At 51.1% G+C, this 21,185-nt stretch carries 15 protein-coding genes and 1 pseudogene; 8 read left to right on the forward strand and 8 right to left on the reverse strand.

Annotated features, from left to right (window positions below; translation table 11 throughout):
- Positions 1 to 24 precede the first annotated feature (24 nt).
- Positions 25 to 2,733, forward strand: a complete 2,709-nt coding sequence (locus AC1DUO_RS04785) for an autotransporter family protein (protein WP_119261100.1) — start codon at positions 25 to 27, stop codon at positions 2,731 to 2,733.
- A 64-nt stretch (positions 2,734 to 2,797) separates the two neighbouring features.
- On the opposite strand, the gene AC1DUO_RS04790 is transcribed toward AC1DUO_RS04785, so the two are convergent.
- On the reverse strand, positions 2,798 to 3,493 hold the full coding sequence (locus tag AC1DUO_RS04790) for a pirin family protein (protein WP_013573537.1): 696 nt from the start codon (positions 3,491 to 3,493) through the stop codon (positions 2,798 to 2,800).
- A gap of 237 nt (positions 3,494 to 3,730) precedes the next feature.
- Between AC1DUO_RS04790 and AC1DUO_RS04795 the strand changes: the two genes are divergently transcribed.
- From AC1DUO_RS04795 to AC1DUO_RS04805, 3 genes are all read left to right on the forward strand, one after another.
- The gene (locus AC1DUO_RS04795) at positions 3,731 to 5,827 is read left to right on the forward strand and encodes a hypothetical protein (RefSeq protein ID WP_119261099.1); all 2,097 of its coding nucleotides are present in this window, start codon (positions 3,731 to 3,733) and stop codon (positions 5,825 to 5,827) included.
- A gap of 42 nt (positions 5,828 to 5,869) precedes the next feature.
- Entirely contained in the window at positions 5,870 to 7,720 is a 1,851-nt protein-coding gene (locus tag AC1DUO_RS04800) for a hypothetical protein (protein WP_119261098.1), read from the forward strand.
- A gap of 425 nt (positions 7,721 to 8,145) precedes the next feature.
- Entirely contained in the window at positions 8,146 to 8,655 is a 510-nt protein-coding gene (locus AC1DUO_RS04805; RefSeq protein WP_119261097.1) for a GNAT family N-acetyltransferase, read from the forward strand.
- Here the strand turns inward: AC1DUO_RS04805 and AC1DUO_RS04810 are convergent.
- Positions 8,652 to 9,878: an MFS transporter gene (locus AC1DUO_RS04810; protein WP_013573533.1), complete on the reverse strand. Its 1,227-nt coding sequence runs from the start codon at positions 9,876 to 9,878 to the stop codon at positions 8,652 to 8,654. The genes AC1DUO_RS04805 and AC1DUO_RS04810 overlap by 4 nt on opposite strands.
- A gap of 198 nt (positions 9,879 to 10,076) precedes the next feature.
- Here AC1DUO_RS04810 and olsF point away from each other — a divergent pair, with 198 nt between their 5' ends.
- The gene (gene olsF / locus AC1DUO_RS04815) at positions 10,077 to 11,783 is read left to right on the forward strand and encodes a bifunctional ornithine lipid synthase OlsF (protein WP_119261096.1); all 1,707 of its coding nucleotides are present in this window, start codon (positions 10,077 to 10,079) and stop codon (positions 11,781 to 11,783) included.
- Between the two features lies 1 nt (position 11,784).
- On the opposite strand, the gene AC1DUO_RS04820 is transcribed toward olsF, so the two are convergent.
- Both AC1DUO_RS04820 and AC1DUO_RS04825 read right to left on the reverse strand, forming a co-directional pair.
- Entirely contained in the window at positions 11,785 to 12,996 is a 1,212-nt protein-coding gene (locus tag AC1DUO_RS04820) for a serine hydrolase domain-containing protein (RefSeq protein WP_112152015.1), read from the reverse strand.
- 35 nt (positions 12,997 to 13,031) lie between these two features.
- Complete coding sequence (locus tag AC1DUO_RS04825) at positions 13,032 to 13,274, reverse strand: hypothetical protein (RefSeq protein ID WP_013573530.1); 243 nt, start codon at positions 13,272 to 13,274, stop codon at positions 13,032 to 13,034.
- A gap of 156 nt (positions 13,275 to 13,430) precedes the next feature.
- Between AC1DUO_RS04825 and AC1DUO_RS04830 the strand changes: the two genes are divergently transcribed.
- A complete protein-coding gene (locus tag AC1DUO_RS04830; RefSeq protein WP_037033735.1) occupies positions 13,431 to 15,086 on the forward strand; it encodes a methyl-accepting chemotaxis protein in 1,656 nt (551 codons plus the stop codon).
- A 41-nt stretch (positions 15,087 to 15,127) separates the two neighbouring features.
- Positions 15,128 to 15,436, forward strand: a complete 309-nt coding sequence (locus AC1DUO_RS04835) for a hypothetical protein (RefSeq protein ID WP_013573528.1) — start codon at positions 15,128 to 15,130, stop codon at positions 15,434 to 15,436.
- A 250-nt stretch (positions 15,437 to 15,686) separates the two neighbouring features.
- On the opposite strand, the pseudogene AC1DUO_RS04840 reads toward AC1DUO_RS04835, so the two are convergent.
- The 3 genes and pseudogenes from AC1DUO_RS04840 to AC1DUO_RS04850 form a co-directional block, all read right to left on the reverse strand.
- Positions 15,687 to 16,166: pseudogene (locus tag AC1DUO_RS04840) on the reverse strand (Hcp family type VI secretion system effector).
- A gap of 210 nt (positions 16,167 to 16,376) precedes the next feature.
- Entirely contained in the window at positions 16,377 to 17,006 is a 630-nt protein-coding gene (locus tag AC1DUO_RS04845; protein ID WP_119261095.1) for a hypothetical protein, read from the reverse strand.
- A gap of 439 nt (positions 17,007 to 17,445) precedes the next feature.
- On the reverse strand, positions 17,446 to 18,645 hold the full coding sequence (locus AC1DUO_RS04850) for a BaiN/RdsA family NAD(P)/FAD-dependent oxidoreductase (protein WP_119261094.1): 1,200 nt from the start codon (positions 18,643 to 18,645) through the stop codon (positions 17,446 to 17,448).
- Positions 18,646 to 18,956: 311 nt separating this feature from the next.
- Between AC1DUO_RS04850 and pitA the strand changes: the two genes are divergently transcribed.
- On the forward strand, positions 18,957 to 20,462 hold the full coding sequence (gene pitA, locus AC1DUO_RS04855) for an inorganic phosphate transporter PitA (protein WP_013573526.1): 1,506 nt from the start codon (positions 18,957 to 18,959) through the stop codon (positions 20,460 to 20,462).
- Positions 20,463 to 20,562: 100 nt separating this feature from the next.
- On the opposite strand, the gene uspB is transcribed toward pitA, so the two are convergent.
- On the reverse strand, positions 20,563 to 20,898 hold the full coding sequence (gene uspB / locus AC1DUO_RS04860) for a universal stress protein UspB (protein ID WP_013573525.1): 336 nt from the start codon (positions 20,896 to 20,898) through the stop codon (positions 20,563 to 20,565).
- Positions 20,899 to 21,185: the final 287 nt, after the last annotated feature.

A 21,185-nucleotide genomic window follows, 5' to 3' on the forward strand; every position in this document is an offset into this window, starting at 1 on the left:
CTTATTATCTTTAAGGAATGCCTGATGCCGGCGTTTAACACCTGTAAAATTACACGATGTATTCTGCTGGCGTGTTGCCTGCCCAATATTGCCGTCATGAGCGCCAGTGCGGCAAATTACACCCTGCCACTGCTGCTGACGAACAATCAAAAGCTGACCTTATCCACCAAGGATAACGAAAATATTGTCGCCGATAACCCGTTGATAAAATATGGCATTATGGTCAATAACGGCGCAGAACTGACGTTCCTGGCTAACACGTTCAACGCTTCCGGCAGCCAGCTTGGCTCCTCGCTTGTCGCGCAAAATGGCGGTGTCATTAATATCGGGAAAGATTCCGTGATTAATCACAACAGTCAATCCGGGGAAATTTCCCATGCGGTGACGATACAAGATGCAGGCAGTGTTTTAAATATCAACGACGCGACCCTTAATTCTAACAGTGCGGCAGTGGTGATTAATAATAACGCCACCGCGAATATGATTAATACCACAATTAACGCCAATAATGCGGATAATGCCGTTGAGGTGAATAATGGCGCCACGCTGAATGCCACCGGGCTGGCTGTTAATCATCTTTCGGGAATGTCCAGCAGTTCGGCAATAGCCATCAACAATGCCGATGCCACATTACTGAATACGTCAATTTTATCTCAGGTTCGCCAGGGGATAAGTATCGACGGGTCCGCTGACCGCTTCTCAAATGTCACTTATGATCGCGGAACCATCATCACAGAGAAAGATCAGAGCAATGCCGTGATATTGTCATTCGGTAATTTACAAATGAAGAATGTCGACATCCACACCTCCGGGCAATATGGCAACGGCGTGATGCTGGAAAACGACAGCAATGTACGGATCAACGGCGGATCCATTACCACGAAGGCGACGTCCACTAACGGCATAACATTCCTCGGCGCTAACAACCTGATTCTGGAAAATGAACTGCTTATTTCCACACCGGGCAATGCCTCCGTCGGCCTGTCACTGAGCGGCGCCCCCATGACAGACGATCAGTGGCAAAACGTTCGCATTGATAACGCGACCATAAACAGCGGCAATATCGGCATCAGCAAGATTTACAACGGTAATGCGCAAGTGATCATCGAAAACGCCGCCCGCATTGTCGGTATTAACGCGGCCATGACCTTTGCCGATAACGGCACCAGTACGGTGAATGTCAGCGGTAAAAGCCAGATTATCGGCAATATTATCAATGCGACGACGGCGAAAACCGATGTCACACTGGATGCCTCCGTGCTGACCGGCTCGGTACAAAACCTCAATTCACTGGCGCTGAATAATCAGTCGGTGTGGAATCTGACTGGCGATTCCGTGCTCGGGGATTTATCGCTCGATAACAGCCTGATGAACTTCACCCAACCGCAGCAGGGGGCATTCCACACACTTACCGCCAGCACGCTTTCCGGCAACGGTGCCCTGAATTTCAACACGCAACTGGGCAGCGATAATTCCCCCACCGATTTACTGCATGTTCAGGGTAACGCCAGCGGCAATTTTGGGGTGCTGGTGCGCAATGCCGGGGGCAATGGTGCGCTGACGACAGGCGACGGGATCCGTCTGGTGCAGGTGGATGGGGATGACACATCGTCGCTGAAATTGCTGAGAAAAGTCAGTGCGGGGGCATACGATTATTATCTCTATAAAGGCGGCAGTACGTCGCCAAAAGACTGGTATCTGCGCACCTGGCTCGAACCGGTGCCGCCGCCGGAACCAGTGCCTGATCCTGACCCGACACCGGAGCCCACACCGCAACCTGCACCCACACCTAAACCGGTGATCGCCTACCGGACGGATGTCGTGGGTTACATTGCCGCGCCCTTCCTTAACCGGCAGTACGGCTTTAGCTCAATGGGGTCTTATCACGAACGTACCGGCGATAGCGTCAAACGTGCTCAGGATGGCACATGGGCACGCGTCGGCGGATCGCATGATAATTATGATGTAGGTCGCTTCAGTTTTGACAGCGACATTCGTTATATCCAGATCGGCAAGGATTTGTATCAGGATGAGACACCGCGCGGGAATAATGTGCATGCCGGGGTGATGATTTCGCTGGGGGATCAGAAAACCAGCAGCTCGGACAGCGCCCGCGGGCTGGTCGGTGAATCCACCGATACCGGAGATGTGTCTACCGATGCTTACGGCATTGGCGGCTATTACACCGTGAAGACCGACAGCGGCGCGTATCTGGATTTCGTCGGGCAAGTCACCGATTACCACACCGAATTCCAGAGTGAAACGGAAGCTAAACAGGACGGCTACGGCGTGGCGCTTTCAGCGGAAAGCGGCATTCCCTTTGCAATAACCCAAAGCTGGAGGCTCGAACCCCAGGCGCAGGTGATTTATCAGTATCTGCATATGAGAGGGTTCAATGACGGTATTGCCGCGGTAGCGAAAACCGCCGACAACAGCGTACAGGCACGCGGCGGTTTGCGGCTTTCTCATCAGCCTCAGGTAGATCAGCCCAACATTACGCCATACCTGAATATCGACGCGATATCGACGCTCAGCGATGCGCCCGCCGTCACCATCGGCAGCACTGAGATTTCGCCTGATTTCTCGCAAAGCGCCTGGAAAGCAGGTGGCGGGATCACGGCGCCATTGAGTAAAAATGCATCGTTTTACACCAGCGTGAATTATCAGCGTGGCTTTGACGGAAAACAGGAAGGTTACCGGGGCAATATCGGTATTAATGTCAGCTTCAAATGACGAATGAATGATGCAAAAAAAGGCGATGCCGGAGCACCGCCTTTTGCTTTTGACTTCACCATGATCAGACTGGCGGCAGGTCAAACAGCAGAATTTCGCTGTCTTCCTCTGCGTGAACGGACAATGCCGTTTCATCCCAGATCGCCAGCGCATCACTCTGCCCGGCTTTCTTACCGTTGATGGACACGGTGCCTTTTACCACCTGGATCCACACGCGGCGGTCAGCCTGAATCTGATAAACCGACTGTTCATCTTTTTTCAGCGCCCAGCGGGACAACTCCATATCCTGGAACACTTTCAGCGAACCGTCGCGGGCATCCGGTGAAAGCACTAACTGACGACCCTGCGGCGCATCGAACATACGCTGTTCGTAACGCGGTTCCAGCCCTTTTTGATTCGGGATAATCCAGATCTGATAAAGGTGCAGTTTACGGTCGCTGTTACCGTTGTATTCAGAGTGTGTCACCCCGGTCCCGGCGCTCATAATCTGGAATTCCCCCGCCTGGATCTGTTCTTTATTGCCCATGCTGTCCTGATGTTCCACGGTGCCTTCCAGCACATAGGTCAGAATTTCCATGTCTTTATGCGGATGCTTACCAAAACCCTGTCCTTCATCGATAAAGTCTTCATTGATCACCCGCAGTGCGGAGAATCCCATGAATTGTGCATCGTAATAATCGGCGAAAGAGAAGGTGTGCCAGCTTTCCAGCCAGCCGTGACTGGCGTGACCGCGTTCTTGTGCCTGACGTAAATAGATCATGTTCAACTCTCCTCAATGTTTTCTCTAGTCTAGTCAACGCCTGAGAATAAGAAAGCGTAAAAACTTCACCCCTCTGTTCAAAAAATATGAACAAATGCAGGTGACTCAATCCAAAGGATTTGAGGAAGGTTGAGGTAAATTGTTCTTGTACAGGTTGCTTAATTACCCATCGGTACAATACTCAAAGAAGAAACTCCTTAAGGTAAATTAATGTGACATCTGTTTCCGGAAATTATCATGATTAACCGCCGCGAGTTGATCGCGGGAATAACCGGTGGTGTAGTGTCGGCGGGATTATTTAAAGCCGTTGAAATTAATCCGGATAAAATGATTAGCGCGAGCAACATTATGGCGTTAAGAAACCTCCCTGCGCCTGCTGACCGGACCTGCGCGATGGTTTTGGGATATTACTTTGCCGGAGATGGTGCGCCAAAACTGGTTTACTGGGATGCGAACAGTGAGAAAGAGGCCAATCAGGGCACCGTTATTTCCTCGTTAAAATCCGCTAAAGGCCGCTGGTTGCAATTACATAACGGCGTCATGGATTTTCGTCAGTTTGGTATAGTTAACCGACAAAATGCTGCAGATGCGGCACTGAAGGCGATGATCAGTGATCCGCTTATTCACCGGATTGAAGCACATACCTCGCTGAATTTCATGTCGCGCCATCGCTTTAACCGTTCGAATATCACCCTCGATTTTAATGGCCAGACAGTGACCGCGACAGGACTGGAAACCCTGGCAGATGCCAAAAATAATTACCTCTCCGCTATTTTCTTTTTCAGGGGAATAGCAGAAGAAAAAACATCAATATCCCTTCTCAGGGATCCTTTGCCTTTATTGTCAGAAATCTATCCGGTAGATGACAGCAGCTTATATCCTGTCGGCCAGTGGTATTGCCTGGAATCGGACAAAGTCTCCGGCCACTGGGAACGCAAAATACAACGACTGGTGCAGGTGACAGAACAGATTGATGAAACGCATATCCGGCTCAATTACAGAAGCGGCTGGGCGCTGGACGCCCAAAGCCAACTGCACTGGCGCAAAGTCACGCCGGTTGAAAATGTCTGTATTCAAAACATGCATTATTTCGCAGAGGGGCAGCTGGCTAATAGCAGTTCCCAGCCGGTCGCCTTCGAATATGCCATTTATTGCGATGTTCTGAATGTTCATGCTCAGGGGACATTCTGGTCAGTCATTTTCCGTCGCTGGAATACCTTCTTTCGCACCGAACAATGCTCGCTGACTAATCCACCTTCGGTTTCCTGGGGCGGCGCAGGCTATCTGACTCAGCAAATTTACTGTCAGTATGGCGTGATTACGGACTGTACGGCATCCAATGCCCGGCATCTTAACGATTTCACCGCCAGCTCTTCCTGCGTGGTAAAGCACTGTCACAGCAACGGTGACAGTTCCGGTGCTTTCGTCACGCACGGTCAGTATGAACATGATCTGCATTTTACGGCCAACTCCGGCATCCTGACACTGGCCAATTCCGGCAAACCCTGGGGACAGTCGGCGGCACGTATTGTCATCAACCAGCACCATTGTTCTATGCTGACAGCCGACACGCACGTTACTGATCTGACCTTAACGGATGTGCACATTTACCGGAGTGTGGAACAGGATAATCTCGGCATATTGCGCCTGAATTGCGACGGACTGACGGTGCAAAACTGCAGCCTCAGCGGAGAACTGACATTACTGCAAAACAGTCAGCGCAGTATCAAAATGAACGTATTCGAAAACTGCGGGTTCGTACTGGATCCTCGCCATGATTCCACTATCAGTAACCTCGCGCCGGATGACCCGTTTATTGTTTCTCATCCTGCTGCCGAAGCCCGGAATTCCATTAATGGCCATTCGCTGCTGTATTTTTCCCATTGCCAGTTTAAAGGAACGGACAAAGATGTTTCGCTGTTAATTAAAAATAAAGAAGTTAACTTTAACGCCTGCCGTCTTGAAAATGTGTCCCTTATTTTAACGGCTGATGAACCTCAGAAAATCGTTATTAATGGTGATTCCACACTGTCCAGTGATCAGGCCTCCCGGCCTTTACTTTCACGGACCGGCGAACATCCTGTGACCTGGCGATTAGGCCCAATGCAAACTGAAGTGACCGGTGACGATCAGCTTCATATTCACATTACCGCCGGTATTAATCATTATCAGGCGCATCACGTGACATTCACGCACGGTAAGCGGTTATTCACAGATAAGGCATTTTCCCGTCCGTCTTATTTTATTGAACAGAACAATATCATGATAAATACCCGATCCGTTGTGCCAGCCAGTACAGGGCCGCATATTGTGGTTGAAAATACGGAGATATAACAAAATAAAGTGGCTCACCTCTGAGCCTTAAAAGGATTCACCATGAAAACGTTCAATTCTGTATCCGCGCTGAAGAATCATAAAATACGTATGGATCATAATGTCTTCGTTAATGGTTATTTTCAGGCCGGTGACGGCGGCGGCGGTCATTATCACTGGGACAAAAACTGCGTTCTGCCCGCCAATAACGGCACAGTCATCCCTTCTGACCACTCGGACACCGGACGCTGGCTGCTTATCCATCAGGGCGTGGGCGATTTCCGCACTTTCGGTATTCTCAATGCTGATCAACCCGCCGACGATGCGCTTGATGCATTAGTCAATGACCCGGCCATCAGCCAGATCTTCGCTTTTTCAGATTTGCTTTTTCAGCGCCGCCATCGCTTCTCACGCTCAGACATCACCCTGGATTTCCAGAACAACCGGGTTTTCACCACCGGCATTGCCAGCGCACCGGTCAATGACCCGTTTGCCGCCGTACTGTTCTTCCGGGGCACGGTGACCGGCACCCCCGTCTCCTTCACGCTGACTGAAACGTTGCAGGAGCAAACGGATATTTTCCCGGTCGCGGATTCGTCACTGTTCAGCGTGGGCGACTGGTATGCAGTGCAGGTTGCACCGGTGAAAGGCGCGGCGGAACGCGAGCTGCAAAAGCTGGTGGAAATCATCGCGATTCCTGACAGCACGCATATTCAGATTGGCTATTACAACGGCTGGGAACTGCTGGCCGGCAGGGTGATCAGCTGGCAGAAAGTCGAACCGGTCGCATTCGTCACCATCAAAAATATGCAGTTCTTCGGGGCGGGGGCTGATCAGATCACCGGTAGCCATCCGGTGGCGTTTGAATACGGTGTTTACACCAATGTCGAAGGGATCCATTCGACAGGTTCTTTCTGGCCGGTGGTGATGCGCCGCTGGAATACCCATTATCTGACGCAGCAGTGCTCTCTTATTAATCCGCCGAATACCGCCTTTGGCGGTGCCGGATATCTGACACAGCAAATCTATTGTCTGTATGGTCATGTCAGTGATTGCAGCGTGGCGAACGCGCGGCATTTAAATGATTTCACGGCGTCGGCATATTGCCTGGTCGAGAATTGTCACGCCAGCGGACAGAGCGCGGAAAAAGGCCCGTTCGTGACTCACGGTCAGTACGAACATGATCTCACCTATACCGGCAATTCCGGCCTGATGACCTTTGCCAATTCCGGTGCCACCTGGGGAGGCAGCGCCAAACGTATCAATGTACGTAAGCACGTCTGTCCGTGGTTTGTCGCCCGCTCCGGCGTGAGTGAACTGACGCTGGAAGATCTGGTGGTGATCACCAACGAGACTATCCCGCAGTCCGGGATGTTGTGGGTGAATGCCGACGGTTTGCAGATGACCGGCTGTACCGCTGACCGCACCCTGATTATCAGCCAGGCATCGCAACGCGCTGCGCGCCCGAACGTTATTCGTCAGTGTCAGTTTTCCCTGCAGGAGGACGGCGCGCCGGTAGTACAAAGCAACGTCACTGCCGCCATCACCTTTACCGATACGGTATTTAATGACATCAACGGGCATTCATTTGACAGCACGGCGCCGGTGAATTTTGTCCGCTGTACGTTTAATGCCACCACCGAATTTGCACCGCTCACGCTGAAATCTTCCACACTGTCGGTTCAGGCATCGCAGTTTAATCAGGTCGGCTTCACGCTTTCCGGCACTGCGCCAAAGCAAATCGATATTCTTTCCTCAACCCTGACGCAGGCAACGTTCGACTTCACCGACGTCGCCGCACAACCCGCCAGTTCACTGATGTTCCTTAATAACCGTTTATCCGGCAGCACCGTCATCGCCCAACCACCCGCCGGAGATCGGGTGATATGGCAGCAGAATATGATTCTTGCCTGACGCGGGATTCTTCTAATTAACGTGTTTTTAGAAATAGTTTGAGTTGTGGAGAAGATATAAAGGAGTTTTTCGAAATAGTTTGAGTTGTGGGCAGGCGGCCAGCAAGCGAATCCCCGGGAGCATACACAAGTATGTGACCGGGGTGAGCGAGCGCAGCCAACGCATCCACAGCTCAAAATATGAAGAAAAAAAAGCCAGCACCCGGCTGGCTAAGTAATACTGGAAGCAATGTGAGCAATGTCGTGCATTCATGGGGACCCGTTTGACCTTGGTGTGAGGCCATCCCCGGAACGCATGGCAATAATAATCATTATCATTCGCACTTGTAAAGCGTTTTTTTCACCAAACATTCGATTGACAGTTTTCCTATTCCTGATAAATGTAGAGGATATTCAAACAGTAACCACAAAAAGAGGAGTGTCGCCATGAGCGAAATAGTCATTCGTCACGCTGAAGCCGCAGATGCAGAGGCGCTTCAACACCTATACGCTCAGGTTCCTGTTTACAGCGACACCCTGCAACTCCCTTATCCACCCGCCACGCTATGGGAAGACCGCCTTGCCAATGCCGCACCCGGCCGGTTCGCGCTGGTTGCGTGTATCGACGGCAAACTGGTGGGCAATCTCACCCTGATGGTTGAGCAGCCGTGGCGACGCCGTCATGTGGCGACTTTCGGCATTGGTGTGGATACGCAATTTCAGGGAAGAGGCGTCGGCAGTAAGCTGATCGCTGCTGCCCTTGAGTTATGTGACAAATGGTTGCACGTGATCCGCGTCGAGCTGACGGTTTATGCCGATAATGATGCCGCAATCGGGCTGTACAAAAAGTTCGGTTTCAGCGTTGAAGGCCTCAGCCCGAGCTACGCAATGCGCGACGGCGAACTGGTGGATACGCTGCATATGGGGCGCATCCGTGGCGTACGGCAACCGGTTTAATCAGCACTGACGGAGGCGCTGGTTTCAGCCGGAGGCTGACGTAACAGCAACCGGACGACCAGCGCCAGCGCCATCAGCACCAGCAGCGCCGAGCCAAGATAAATCGCATCAATGCCAGCCTGCGCCATCAGCACACCGGCCAGCGGGCCGGTAATCCCCAGAGATAAATCAAGAAATGCCGAATAGGTCGCCAGCGCGCTGCCCTGATTTTCCTGCGGCAACTTTTTGACTGCCACCACGCCCAGCGCCGGATAGACCAGCGAGAAACCCACACCGGTAATGAAAGCACCGGCCATTGCTGCCCACGCCGTCGGGGCGAAAAACACCATAATCAGCCCGGCAATCTCCACCACAAAACAGGCCAGCGCCACACGCAATCCGCCAAAACGGTTGATGCTGTTGGGCAATAACAGCCGCATGCCGACAAAGGCCACACTGAAGAATGTCAGGGAAAATGCCGCGCCCGGCCAGCCCTTCGCGGCATAAAACAGGGTGATGAAGGTGGCAATCACCCCAAAGCCGGTGGACGCCAGCGCCAGCATCATGCCGTAAGGCAATATTTTCCCCAGCACCTGGCGGAACGGGATTTGCGCCGGGGCTTTTGTGACCACCGGCGGCTTGCGCCACGCGGTGATGAGCGCCGTCAGCGCCACCAAAATGATGCACACCGACAACAGCGTCAGGCCGCCGAAACTGAAAATCAGCACACCGAGTGGCGCACCGATCGCCATCGCACCGTAAGTGACCACCCCGCTCCATGAAATCACTTTGCCGATATGCAGGGAGCCGACCACGCTGATGCCCCACAGCGTCGAACCGGTTCCGGCAAAACTTTGCCCGGCACCAAGCATCACGCGCCCGAGACATAACAACGCCAGACTGACCGCCGGTGTGGCGTCAAATCCCAGTGCCAGCAGATAGAACACACCGCTGAGCAGGCAGCCGCTCAGCCCGAATATCACCACCCTTTTTGGCCCGACTTTATCCGCATAACGCCCGGCATAAGGGCGGCTCAGCAGCGTCGCGAAATATTGCAGGCTGATGACCAGTCCCGCCCAGAAAGCACTGTAGCCGAGATGCTCATGTACATAACCCGGCAGGATCGCCAGTGGCAGGCCGATGGTCAGATAGTTGGCAAAATTGAACACCAGAATCGAGAGAATTCGCAGCGTGGTCTTTGACGGACTGGTGGCAGTCAGGTCGGGCGAAGCAGCGTCAGGCATGGAAAGTCGCGTCTCACAAAAAAGGGTTCTGGCATGTTACGAAGCCGTAAATGAGTGTTTGACTTTATTAGCAATAGCTTGCTTTCGCAACAAATTGAACCGTTGTTTTACTCAGGCTTCCCCGTACTGCCATCAAAGTGACACATCACTGTCATGCGCGCTGATTATGGTCGGGAGACTTCAACCGGAGGACATCCTATGTTCAGCATGGATACCCTGTTTCAGGATCTCGACCCGCAGCAGAAAACCCCTTCCTGGCAACGCAAACTGTTAAAAATCCTGTTCCGCGAAAAAGAGTTTCACCGTTTCGCCGATCAGTATCCGCACCTGAAAGGCATTGATATGGCCGAGCAGGTACTTGAACATTTTAATATCCGCTGTGAACTGACCGAGCGCGACCGGGAGCAGATCCCGAGCTACGGCCCGGTAGTTATCGTAGCGAATCATCCGATTGGCACGCTGGACGGACTGGCGATATTACATGCGGTGGCGTCGGTACGTCCGGATGTCAAAGTGGTGGCGAATCAGTTGCTGTCGCTGGTGTCTTCGCTCGGCAGCCTGATGATCCCGGTGGATAATATGGGCAACCGCACGCGGCGCAATCAGGTCACACAGATGCAGGAACATCTGGAGAATCAGGGCGTGCTGATTGTGTTCCCCGCAGGTGAAGTATCCCGCATGAGTTCGAAAGGCGTGCGCGACGGAAAATGGCACACCGGATTTATCCGCCTCGCCGCCAAAGCCCGTGCACCGGTGGTGCCGGTGCATATCAGTGGCAGCAACAGCGCGCTGTTTTATCTCAGTTCTATGATTTACCGCCCGCTCAGTACGCTTTTACTGGTACATGAAATGTTCGGCCAGCGCGGCAACAGCCTGACGCTTAAAATCGGTGCGCGCATTCCGTATACCAGCTGGCACGATGGACAAATGCAGGCGGGCGATCTGGCAGCGCGTTTTCGTAAACACCTTTACCGCCTCGGCGCTGGCAAGCCGGGTTTGTTCCACACCGAAACGTCGATTGCCCGTGCGGAAAACCGTGCGGTACTAAAACACGCGCTGGAAGCCAGCGAAGTGCTGGGCAACACGCCGGACGGCAAAATGATTTACCTCTATCGTCGTCACGGTGAAGACACTGTGCCGATTTTGCGCGAGCTGGGGCGTTTGCGCGAAATCGCGTTCCGCGCCGTGGGCGAAGGCAGTGGTCGCCGCCGTGATCTCGACGGCTATGATGATGATTATTATCACCTGGTTTTATGGGATCCGCAGGCGCTGGAAATTGTCGGTGCTTACCGGTTCATCCCGACCGCAGAACAAGTCGCCAGCAAAGGGCTGAACGGGATCTACAGCCAGAGCCTGTTCCACTATGGCCATCAGATGGACCCGATTCTGGCGCAGGGTGTCGAACTCGGGCGCAGCTTTATTCAGCCCGCCTACTGGGGAAAGCGCGGGCTGGATTATCTGTGGCTCGGCATCGGCGCGTATCTGGCGAAATATCCGCAGACCCGTTATCTGTTTGGTCCGGTGTCGATTTCCGACGGAATGCCGCTGCCCGCCCGTGATTTACTGGTGGCGTTTTACCGCCTGTATTTCTCCCCGGCATTACCGCTGGCGACATCACGACGTCCGTATCCGGCTTCGCTGCCCGATGTGTTAGCACAGTTTTGCGGCGATGATTATCAGGAAGACTTGCAGCGCCTGAAACGCCTGCTGGCGAATCTCGGGTGCAGCATTCCGCCGTTGTATAAACAATATTCCGAGCTTTGCGAAACCGGTGGTGTGCAGTTTATTGATTTCGGCAGCGACCCTGAATTCAACAACTGCATCGACGGGTTAGTGCTGGTGGATCTCAGCCAGTTAAAACCGGCGAAGTTTGAGCGGTATATTGCAGTGCATCAGGCAGAATAGATCACCGGGCTTCTCCCTCTTTAACGGGGGAGGAGAAAAACGTCTCTTTCCCGCAGGTTGCCTTATAGTCATCCGCCATTGCCATTTTCAGCAGTAAATCATGACCAATGTAATTGCTCCAGTTGAAGGTATTCTGTAAAACCACTACCGCATTTTTATGCTTCTTATCAAAACCAATATAACTGGAATAGCCGCCGATATAACCGACCTGGTAAGTAATAATCTGGCCATCTTTATAATCCGTGACCCAGGCAATATTGGCCGCTTCTATTTTTCGCTGGAAATAGACTTTTTCCGTCACCTGAATGGCGTCACTGAGATCGCCTGGTTGTGAATCATCAATATGCGCCCGCAGATATTTCAGCAAGTCATCAGCATTACTGTAAAGGCTGGCCGCCGCTACCATATTATTCGAGAAATGCCAGTCGGGAACGACCTCGCCACGGCGGATAAGTTTAGGCTGATCTCCCGCATGTCCAATCGCACGATACGGATAGGCTTTTAACTGGCTGGCATAAAAACTGGTGTTATCCATTTTTAAGGCATTAAAAATAAAGGCATAAGATAATTGCTGGATATCTTCACCGGTTTTCAATTTCAGAATATAACCGAGCAGTGCATACCCTAAATTAGAATATTGCGGCACAAGCAATAATGGCTTTTTAAATGACGACAGATTATCCACAACGGCGTCGCTGTCCAGTTCATGATAGAAGTTGTCGCCGGTATATAAATACCTGAGAAAACTTTCCAACATATCTTTGGTCATTTTCTGACGGGGCAATCCCGAAGTATGCGTCGCCAGTTGCAGCAGAGTGATATTTTTAGCGTCTTCGCTCAGCGGAATATTTTTTGGCAGTAAATCTGCCAGTTTGTCATCCCACTTTAGCTGCCCTTTGTCGACCAGCCCCGCCACCACTTCTCCCGTCACGCCTTTACTGACCGAACCAAGCGCAAATAGCGTTTCGCCATCAATTTTGTAGCCGTTCACCGCGTTGGTATAGCCATAACCCCAGGTTCTGGCCGCGCCGTTATTTCTGATGATCCCGACCGCCATGCCGCTGGATTTTTCTCTGTGCAGATATCGCTGCGCGACGGTATCCACCATGTCGTCAAGATTTTGGCTACAGGCAAGCTGCTTCACTTCATGAGGATTTTCCTCCACCTGCATTTCAGAAAGTGTACCGCATGACGTCAGAAGCAGAGGAAGCATGATGCTTAAACCGGTAAATCGTCCCGTCATTCTTTTCATTTCATTGATTTATACAGCGCAATAGCACGGTAACAATTATGGGTAAACATCAGATGACCTTGTGACAGAGAAAGAGACATGCCGGATGGCGCAGTGCAGGCCGCAGACTGGGTTATTTCTTCGCGCTTTTCAATGAGAAATTGCTGTGTTCCTGATGTTCTTTTCAACAAACCTTCCTGCCCCTTCGGGAATAATTCAAAAACCGACTCAATGAGAATGAAAAATTTCTTTAAATGCATAAAAAATCACTTTAAACATTCACGCCACGAACATTGAATTAACGTAAATTGTTGAATTAGATCAGTTTAATTAATGTTGATGCAACATTTGCCGATAACCTTGATTCACATCCTGCCGCTTTCCTGAAGGCGGGACTTTTAAAATCAGGGGAAAATATGAACATCACACAGCGTCTTTTACTGACGTTCTCGCTGCTTTCTGCGGCCCTTATCACAATGGGCATCGTCGCGATCATGTTGATTTCGGGTTTCCAGAACCGGTTTGAATATGTTCAGGTCAATACGATCCCTTCAATTAAGGATCTCAATAATCTTATTGATCAAAGCAATAAGCTTTCTCTCACCCTCTATAAACATCAGAGCCAGACTGATAACAGCAAAATGTCTGAAGTAGAAACCCGCATTCAGCAACAGATTACCGGGTTAAAAACGCTGACAGATTATTATCTGCAGCACGACATCTCAGATGCTGAAGATGAAAGGCTGACGCACGTGGCTTTCGACAATATTCGTAAAGTGGAGGAGGCGCTTCCCGCCTTTCTGACCTCTTCACGGGCACATCAGGACGAGGTCACTCTGGCAATGATTGAGGGCGATGACAGCATCGGCGGGGCTATCCGTCAGCTCATCTCCGATTACCGAAAGCAGCTTACCTTAAATATCAACATTGGTGAGGAGCTGCGGGCCACCAACCACAGCATTTTCAGCACCACACTGTGGGGAATGGGCGGCAGCGTAACGATCATTATCCTGCTGTTGGGATCCCTTGCACTGGCCACCATCCGTCGGGTACGAAAAAGCCTGCTGGACATCGGGGGGATTATGGCCGTTGCCAGCGAGCGGCTTGATCTGACAGTGAGCGCCGATGACAGCCGTCATGATGAAGTGGGCAACATGGCCCGCGCGTTCAACAACCTGATGCAACGCGTATCCGGAGCGCTGCTGTCTGTGAGCGCGGCTTCCCAGTCCGTCAGCAGCGCCTCGGCACAAATCGCGGCCGGTAACGAAGATCTCTCCTCGCGCACCGAGCAGCAAGCGGCCTCTCTGGAACAAACGGCCGCCAGCATGACCGAGCTCAGTGAGACGGTTCGCCAGACGGCTGACAACACGCGTCAGGCCAGCCAGCTGGCGGGTAACATGAATGCGCTGTCGGAGAAAAGTGCATCATCACTTGAGACGATGCTGGGTACGATGGGTGATATCCGCAGCAGTTCGCGCAAAGTCACTGAGATCATCACGCTTATCGAAGGCATCGCCTTCCAGACCAATATTCTGGCGTTAAATGCTGCCGTAGAAGCGGCACGAGCCGGTGAGCACGGTAAAGGCTTTGCTGTTGTTGCCGGTGAAGTCAGAAATCTTTCACAACGTTCGACCACTGCCGCGCGTGAGATAAAAGAACTGATCGACCTTTCCTACAGCCTGATCGAAGCCGGTGCCCATCAGGCGGGCGATGTCGGCGAGAACATGAACTCCATGGGTAATGCCATCCGTCAGGTGACTGATTTGGTCAACGAGATTGCCGCAGCGGCAACAGAACAGAGTCAGGGAATTTCTCAGGTGCATCAGGCGGTCAATCAGATGGATGACGTGACCCAGCAGAACGCCGCGCTGGTTGAAGAAGCCTCTTCAGCCTCGCGCTCGTTGCAGGATCAGGCGGATGGCCTGGCGAGACTGGTCGGCGAATTCCACCTCAGCAACGCCACGGCTCAGCATCAGTCCCTGGCAAAACCGGCGCAGGCACTTGCCGCCCTTCCACGCAAGGAAAAGCCGGGGGCACTCTCAGCCAATGAGGCCGACTGGCAAAGCTTCTGATCAGGCTTTTACCGTCGTCTTATTACCGGGAGAACGTCATTATGGAAAATCTTCAGGAGCATACCGGCCATCTGGAAAAACACAGGGCGCTGGTAGAGAGCTTCGAACAGATGGCGGCGCTGGTAAATCAGCTTGCTACGGGAGAATACCGGTCGCTGGATTTGTACATTAATAACTGCCGCCATTTTCGCGATCGCAGTCTGGAAGTTCAGGCGGTGCTGGCAGATAAGCGTTTTGAAACATACCTGATGCGCAATGATATTACGCTGTATTACAGCATTCACAGCGTAAATATGGCCTTCGGCATGATGACCAACATGCTGGAAAATTTGAAAGGTTTTTTGTCCTGAGAATGTGTTACCGGGGATACGGTAACGCGGCACGGGGTATTTTTTAATCTTTCCCCTGAAGGATCACTTGCTCCTTCAGGGGGATTTTTAATTCACCGCGCAGACAGCACCTCATGATGACGATATGGAATAAATAGTTTTAACTGCCACGAACAGCCACTGTCTTGGAACAATAAACTTTGTACACAAATTGTGTTCAGAGACCACAGTGGGGATAGACATCTTGCCCTATAAAGTGGAGTGCGCCTGCTTATGCAACCCAGCGGTTATTCCACGAATCTTTAAATATAATATTGCCCTCGCAACACTTCCACGTAATAACTTCATAGCGCATTTGGATTGTTTCAAAATGCGTTCCCGTCTGACCGCCTTGATATAGGTTCGGCGTAATAGAAGTTATTTTTACATTTTCCAGGATTATATTAAAATACTCGGATTCGATGCCTGCATCTAAAATCTGGTACATCTTAAATGTTGCGGATTTCATGGTAAGCCCCTGGCTCAGTCCTTTGTATAAAAGCGGTGTAACCTTATCAAATTACTTTTGAAATGATAAAGGTGAATGTACCCGTGTTCCCGTTAGTCGTCCCGTATTTGAGTCGGTTGGGATCTGTACATTATGAGTCAACGACTTTAATTCTATGGCTCCTACTCGACCAGAAACTAAAGATCCACCTATAACGGGTGATCCATTTTCATCAGTTAACCATAAATATGCTGGATTTGACATTTTACATCCTTATAATTTAAGCGACTGTATTAATCACATGGAAATTTTTTGTCTAAAAATTTTGCCACAAGATAAATACAAGCATTGAGAGTAAAAATAGAAATCAACCTCATTGTCCATGTGTCAAAATGGAAAATGAAATAGAAAGACAGCCAAACAGCTATCGAACCGGCAAACGCGCCTAGTGAGCCTTTAATTAACCCCATGAGATCATTCAACACGTTCCAGTATGTTATCAAACGCTAGCATTCCCTGTTGTCGTCTTACGATCAGAGCATCCACAAAGGGCTTGAGTGCCGGTTCAAACATAAAGTAGAGTAAGTCATAATCTTTTTTTCGCAACTCGCCATATATTTCAGGTTCGTCTATGCTGAGAGCTTCTGATGTTCTGATACAGCGTTCTTTCATTCCACCTATCAGCAATAAATTACCAACAAGACCACCCCGCACTGTGACTGCCAATCCAGCACGCTGAGCAATCGCCGTGGCTATTTTTGCTGAAATTACAGAGTTAGTTGCAGTGCGACCTATTATTGAAAATAAAGACCGGCTGTATATTTTGTTTTGTTTGCTTTCTGAAACGTATTTATCAAACTTTTCGAAAACCGTCTTTATCGCGTCTAGAATCCGATCATAATTGAGGATTCCATTTTTGATTGCATGGATGATTCTAATGGTTTGTGTTTCGTGGGCGTAATGTGAATCAGTGTCAAATACACCATAAGCCATATATCCAAGATCGACGGGTACGGAGAGCGCACCGTGAACAAACCCTAATACTGAGTCAGGTGAAATAATGATATCGGCAATGCGTGTGGCGATTTCCTCATAATTGCTCATGCTAATTCCTTTTATTAGCCAGTTCCCAGCGTGTGAGTATACTCCCCCTTCGGCAGTGGATATATTAAAAGAGGCTTCGTCTTTATACATGCCGGCCCTCCCCGCTTCATGATGCACTGTGATTTCCCCAGCGGCCTTGCTCGCCGGTGAGATTCGGGTTTACGGGCAGGCTGCGTAATAGAGTTTTTCCGAATTGGGCTTTATACCCAGACTGCCCAACTTCCTCATGCCACCAGCGTGAACCGTTCGCTAAACACTACATATGCTATGCCGCCCATCTGCGACTGCTACCATATGTAGTGTTTTTCTGCTTTTGAGGGGGGAGATTGTCCTGTTTGACATCAAAATTAGATTTTTTGTAGAGGTGCTCTAGATCACGAACTTTAATGTCTCAAATTCAGGTTAGATCACAAACTATTTATTCAGATCACCGTCTGTATTATTCCAGAACAGCCACCAGATCCTGCGCACATGCCCACGCCGAGCTCCATGCCCACTGGAAATTGTATCCGCCCAGCCAGCCGGTCACATCCACCACTTCGCCGATGAAATACAGGCCGGGGACTTTCGCTGCCGCCATCGTTTTTGAAGATAATTCTTTGGTATCGACGCCGCCGAGTGTGACTTCTGCCGTGCGGTAACCTTCGGTGCCGTTCGGCTGTACCTGCCAGTTTTGCAGTTGCTCAACCAGTTCGGCCTGCTGCGGCACGTTCAGCTGTTTCAGTGTCACGTCCGGCAACTGCCCCAGCGTTTGCAGGCATTCGACCAGACGCTTCGGCAGTTGCATCGCCAGCGTGTTTTTCAGACTCTGATTTGGGTGTTCCTGACGCTGTGCATTCAGAAACGCCGCCAGATCGACATCAGGAAGTAAGTTAACGCTCACAAACTCGCCAGGCTGCCAGTAACTGGAAAGCTGTAAAACGGCCGGGCCGGACATGCCACGATGGGTAAAAAGAATGCTTTCACGGAAGACAGTGCCGTCTTCAGCAGTAAGCACCGCCGGGACTGACACCCCGGAAAGCGTCTGCAAGTGATCGAGCAGCGGCTTGTGCAGGGTAAATGGCACCAGACCGGCGCGGGTCGGCAGTACTTTCAGGCCAAACTGTTCCGCCAGACGGTAACCGAAGGGTGTCGCGCCCAGCCCTGGCATGGAAAGCCCGCCGCTGGCAATAACAAGTGAGTGAGTGCTTACAGTTGAGCCATTCACTTTGATAACAAAGCCATTTTCGGTTTTCTGCACGTCGGAAATCTCGCTGCGCAAGCGCACATCGACATTGCCCTGCTCGCATTCTTTATCGAGCATGGTGACGATTTGCTGCGCCGAGTCGTCGCAGAATAGCTGCCCGAGCGTTTTCTCGTGCCAGGCGATGCCGTAACGGTTGACCATATCGATGAAATCCCACTGGGTGTAACGCGCCAGCGCGGATTTACAGAAATGCGGGTTTTCGGAAAGATAGGCAGCGGGTTCGGCATAAAGGTTGGTGAAATTGCAGCGTCCGCCGCCTGACATCAGAATTTTTCGCCCGGTTTTTTTGCCGTTATCCAGCAGCAGAACACGGCAGCCACCCTGTCCGGCCTGTGCTGCGCAGAACATGCCTGCCGCACCTGCACCAATGACTACCACATCAACCTGTTCCACTTTTGGCCTCTCTTTTCCGGAAATTCAACTACGTTTTAGATAAGGTTTGCCCTGTTAACCAGGGCTTTGAGTCGCGGATTGTAAGGGACGGAGGGCTGTTAAACCAGCCAGACAGACTGCTTGCCGGACGTCGTAAGTAAATGTTTCTGCGTTCAAAGGAGGAATAACATATTGATAGATAAATACTTAATTGAAATAAAGCCAAACATTGAACTGTTTTTAGTCAAAAAAATGTCATATTTTCCTTTTCCCGTCCCCCTGTTCTCGCAGATAATGCGCGGCGTTCATGACCACTAACTGGCGTAACAATTATGCTGCATCTATTTGCCGGATTGGATATTCATACCGGTTCGTTATTGATTCTCGCGTTACTGTTTGTTCTGTTCTATGAAGCCATTAACGGTTTTCATGATACGGCCAACGCAGTGGCAACCGTCATCTATACCCGGGCAATGCGTTCGCAATTAGCGGTCGTGATGGCAGGGGTATTTAACTTCTTTGGCGTCCTGCTCGGTGGTTTGAGTGTGGCCTATGCCATCGTTCATTTACTGCCAACCGATTTGCTGCTCAATGTGGGTTCTGCTCATGGCCTTGCCATGGTGTTCTCTATGTTACTGGCCGCGATCATCTGGAACCTCGGTACCTGGTATTTCGGCCTGCCGGCGTCCAGCTCCCACACCCTTATCGGCGCCATCATTGGCGTAGGGCTGACCAATGCATTAATGACTCACACTTCCGTGGTCGATGCGTTAAACATCCCTAAAATGATTGGTATTTTTGCTTCGCTGATTATCTCTCCGCTGGTCGGGATGATTATCGCCGGTACCATGATTTTCCTGCTGCGCCGTTACTGGAGTGGCAATAAGAAACATGCCCGTATCCACCTGACACCGGCGGAACGTGAGAAGAAAGACGGCAAGAAAAAACCGCCATTCTGGACACGTACAGGTCTGATTCTGTCGGCTATCGGCGTGAGTTTCTCTCACGGCGCTAACGATGGTCAGAAGGGTATCGGTCTGATCATGCTGGTGCTGATTGGCGTGGCGCCAGCCGGTTTTGTGGTGAATATGAACGCGACCGGTTACGACATTACCCGTACCCGCGACGCCGTGACACACCTCGGCCAGTATTATCAGCAACATGTTGATGCCGTGCCGCACGTGGTTGCACAGACGCCAATAGTGCCGGCACCGGACGTCAATATCGCACCGACCGATGAGCCTAAAGTGTTCCACTGCGACAGCAGCCACGCACTTGACGCTATCGGCCGCGCGCAAACCCTGCTGACCAATCTTCAGTCTTACAGCGACCTGGCACCGGAAGAACGCAGCCATATGCGTCGCCTGCTGATGTGTGTTTCTGATACTGCGGATAAAGTGGCCAAGCTGCCGGAAACCTCTCCTGCAGACAAACGCTTCCTCGGCGAGCTGAAAACAGACATTCTGCAAACCGTTGAATACGCGCCTATCTGGATCATTATCGCTGTGGCACTGGCACTGGCGCTGGGTACGATGATTGGCTGGAAACGTGTCGCAACCACTATCGGTGAGAAGATTGGTAAGAAAGGCATGACTTACGCACAGGGTCTGTCTGCACAGCTCACGGCGGCGGTCTCCATCGGCGTAGCCAGCTATACCGGCATGCCGGTATCCACCACGCACGTGCTGTCTTCTGCGGTCGCAGGAACCATGATTGTCGATGGTGGCGGTGTGCAGTCGAAAACCGTGAAAAACATCGCGATGGCGTGGGTCTTAACCCTGCCTGTGTCGATTGTGCTCTCCGGTGTCCTGTACTGGATTGCACTGAAGCTGATCTGATGATTGTCTGACCGACATGAAATAAAAAGGCGACCTTGCTCAGCAGGTCGCCTTTTTTGTTTCCTTTTTCACGCATCCTCCCTCGCGTTTCTTTCCGTTTCTAATACCAAATCAGCATGGCTAACATACTGATTAATATTAAACCGACCAATGCTGTTGTCAGGATAAACTGACCGCGAACCCGTTCACAACGGCGGATAAACTCAGGATCGTGATGTTCAACGTAGCGCTGAGCATAAATATAGCGTACCAACCTTATTTGCTTGCTGGGCTGACCGTGAGACGTAAAAAATCCTCCTCCATCAACGTACTGATACAGCAGCGGATCACACCCTCGCAGAACCACCAGCAATGCGCGCAAAGAAGAGTAATAGCGCAGCATATTCACTACACACACAAAACATAAAGCCCAAAACAGCGCAACGGGACTGATCATGATTCCCCCTCAAGGCGAACTGACACCGCGCAATGCGCCCGTCGTGCTGGCACACACCCGGCGTTTCGCCCTGCCTTTCCGCAATTTCACACCCCCGGGCTACGTTCGCCCGCCCTCTTGCCCTATCACAGAAGATTGCCAAAACAGGAGACGCCTGCATTATTCAGTGTAGGAAACGAATCCGTAACTGTTCATATTATTTATATCTATACATAGCCGGAAACGGAAATGGGATCTGTATGCTTGATTTATTTAACCCTTTTGGCGCTATACTGAAGTCATGAGTT

The organism is Rahnella sp. P4_A8 (assembly GCF_056402435.1).

Coding starts and splice junctions, on each gene's coding strand:
- AC1DUO_RS04785 (WP_119261100.1), top strand. CDS start 25: ATGCCGGCGTTTAACACCTGTAAAATTACACGATGTATTCTGCTGGCG.
- AC1DUO_RS04795 (WP_119261099.1), top strand. CDS start 3,731: ATGATTAACCGCCGCGAGTTGATCGCGGGAATAACCGGTGGTGTAGTG.
- AC1DUO_RS04810 (WP_013573533.1), bottom strand. CDS start 9,878: ATGCCTGACGCTGCTTCGCCCGACCTGACTGCCACCAGTCCGTCAAAG.
- AC1DUO_RS04800 (WP_119261098.1), top strand. CDS start 5,870: ATGAAAACGTTCAATTCTGTATCCGCGCTGAAGAATCATAAAATACGT.
- AC1DUO_RS04790 (WP_013573537.1), bottom strand. CDS start 3,493: ATGATCTATTTACGTCAGGCACAAGAACGCGGTCACGCCAGTCACGGC.
- olsF (WP_119261096.1), top strand. CDS start 10,077: ATGTTCAGCATGGATACCCTGTTTCAGGATCTCGACCCGCAGCAGAAA.
- AC1DUO_RS04820 (WP_112152015.1), bottom strand. CDS start 12,996: ATGCTTCCTCTGCTTCTGACGTCATGCGGTACACTTTCTGAAATGCAG.
- AC1DUO_RS04835 (WP_013573528.1), top strand. CDS start 15,128: ATGGAAAATCTTCAGGAGCATACCGGCCATCTGGAAAAACACAGGGCG.
- AC1DUO_RS04825 (WP_013573530.1), bottom strand. CDS start 13,274: ATGCATTTAAAGAAATTTTTCATTCTCATTGAGTCGGTTTTTGAATTA.
- pitA (WP_013573526.1), top strand. CDS start 18,957: ATGCTGCATCTATTTGCCGGATTGGATATTCATACCGGTTCGTTATTG.
- AC1DUO_RS04845 (WP_119261095.1), bottom strand. CDS start 17,006: ATGAGCAATTATGAGGAAATCGCCACACGCATTGCCGATATCATTATT.
- AC1DUO_RS04805 (WP_119261097.1), top strand. CDS start 8,146: ATGAGCGAAATAGTCATTCGTCACGCTGAAGCCGCAGATGCAGAGGCG.
- uspB (WP_013573525.1), bottom strand. CDS start 20,898: ATGATCAGTCCCGTTGCGCTGTTTTGGGCTTTATGTTTTGTGTGTGTA.
- AC1DUO_RS04830 (WP_037033735.1), top strand. CDS start 13,431: ATGAACATCACACAGCGTCTTTTACTGACGTTCTCGCTGCTTTCTGCG.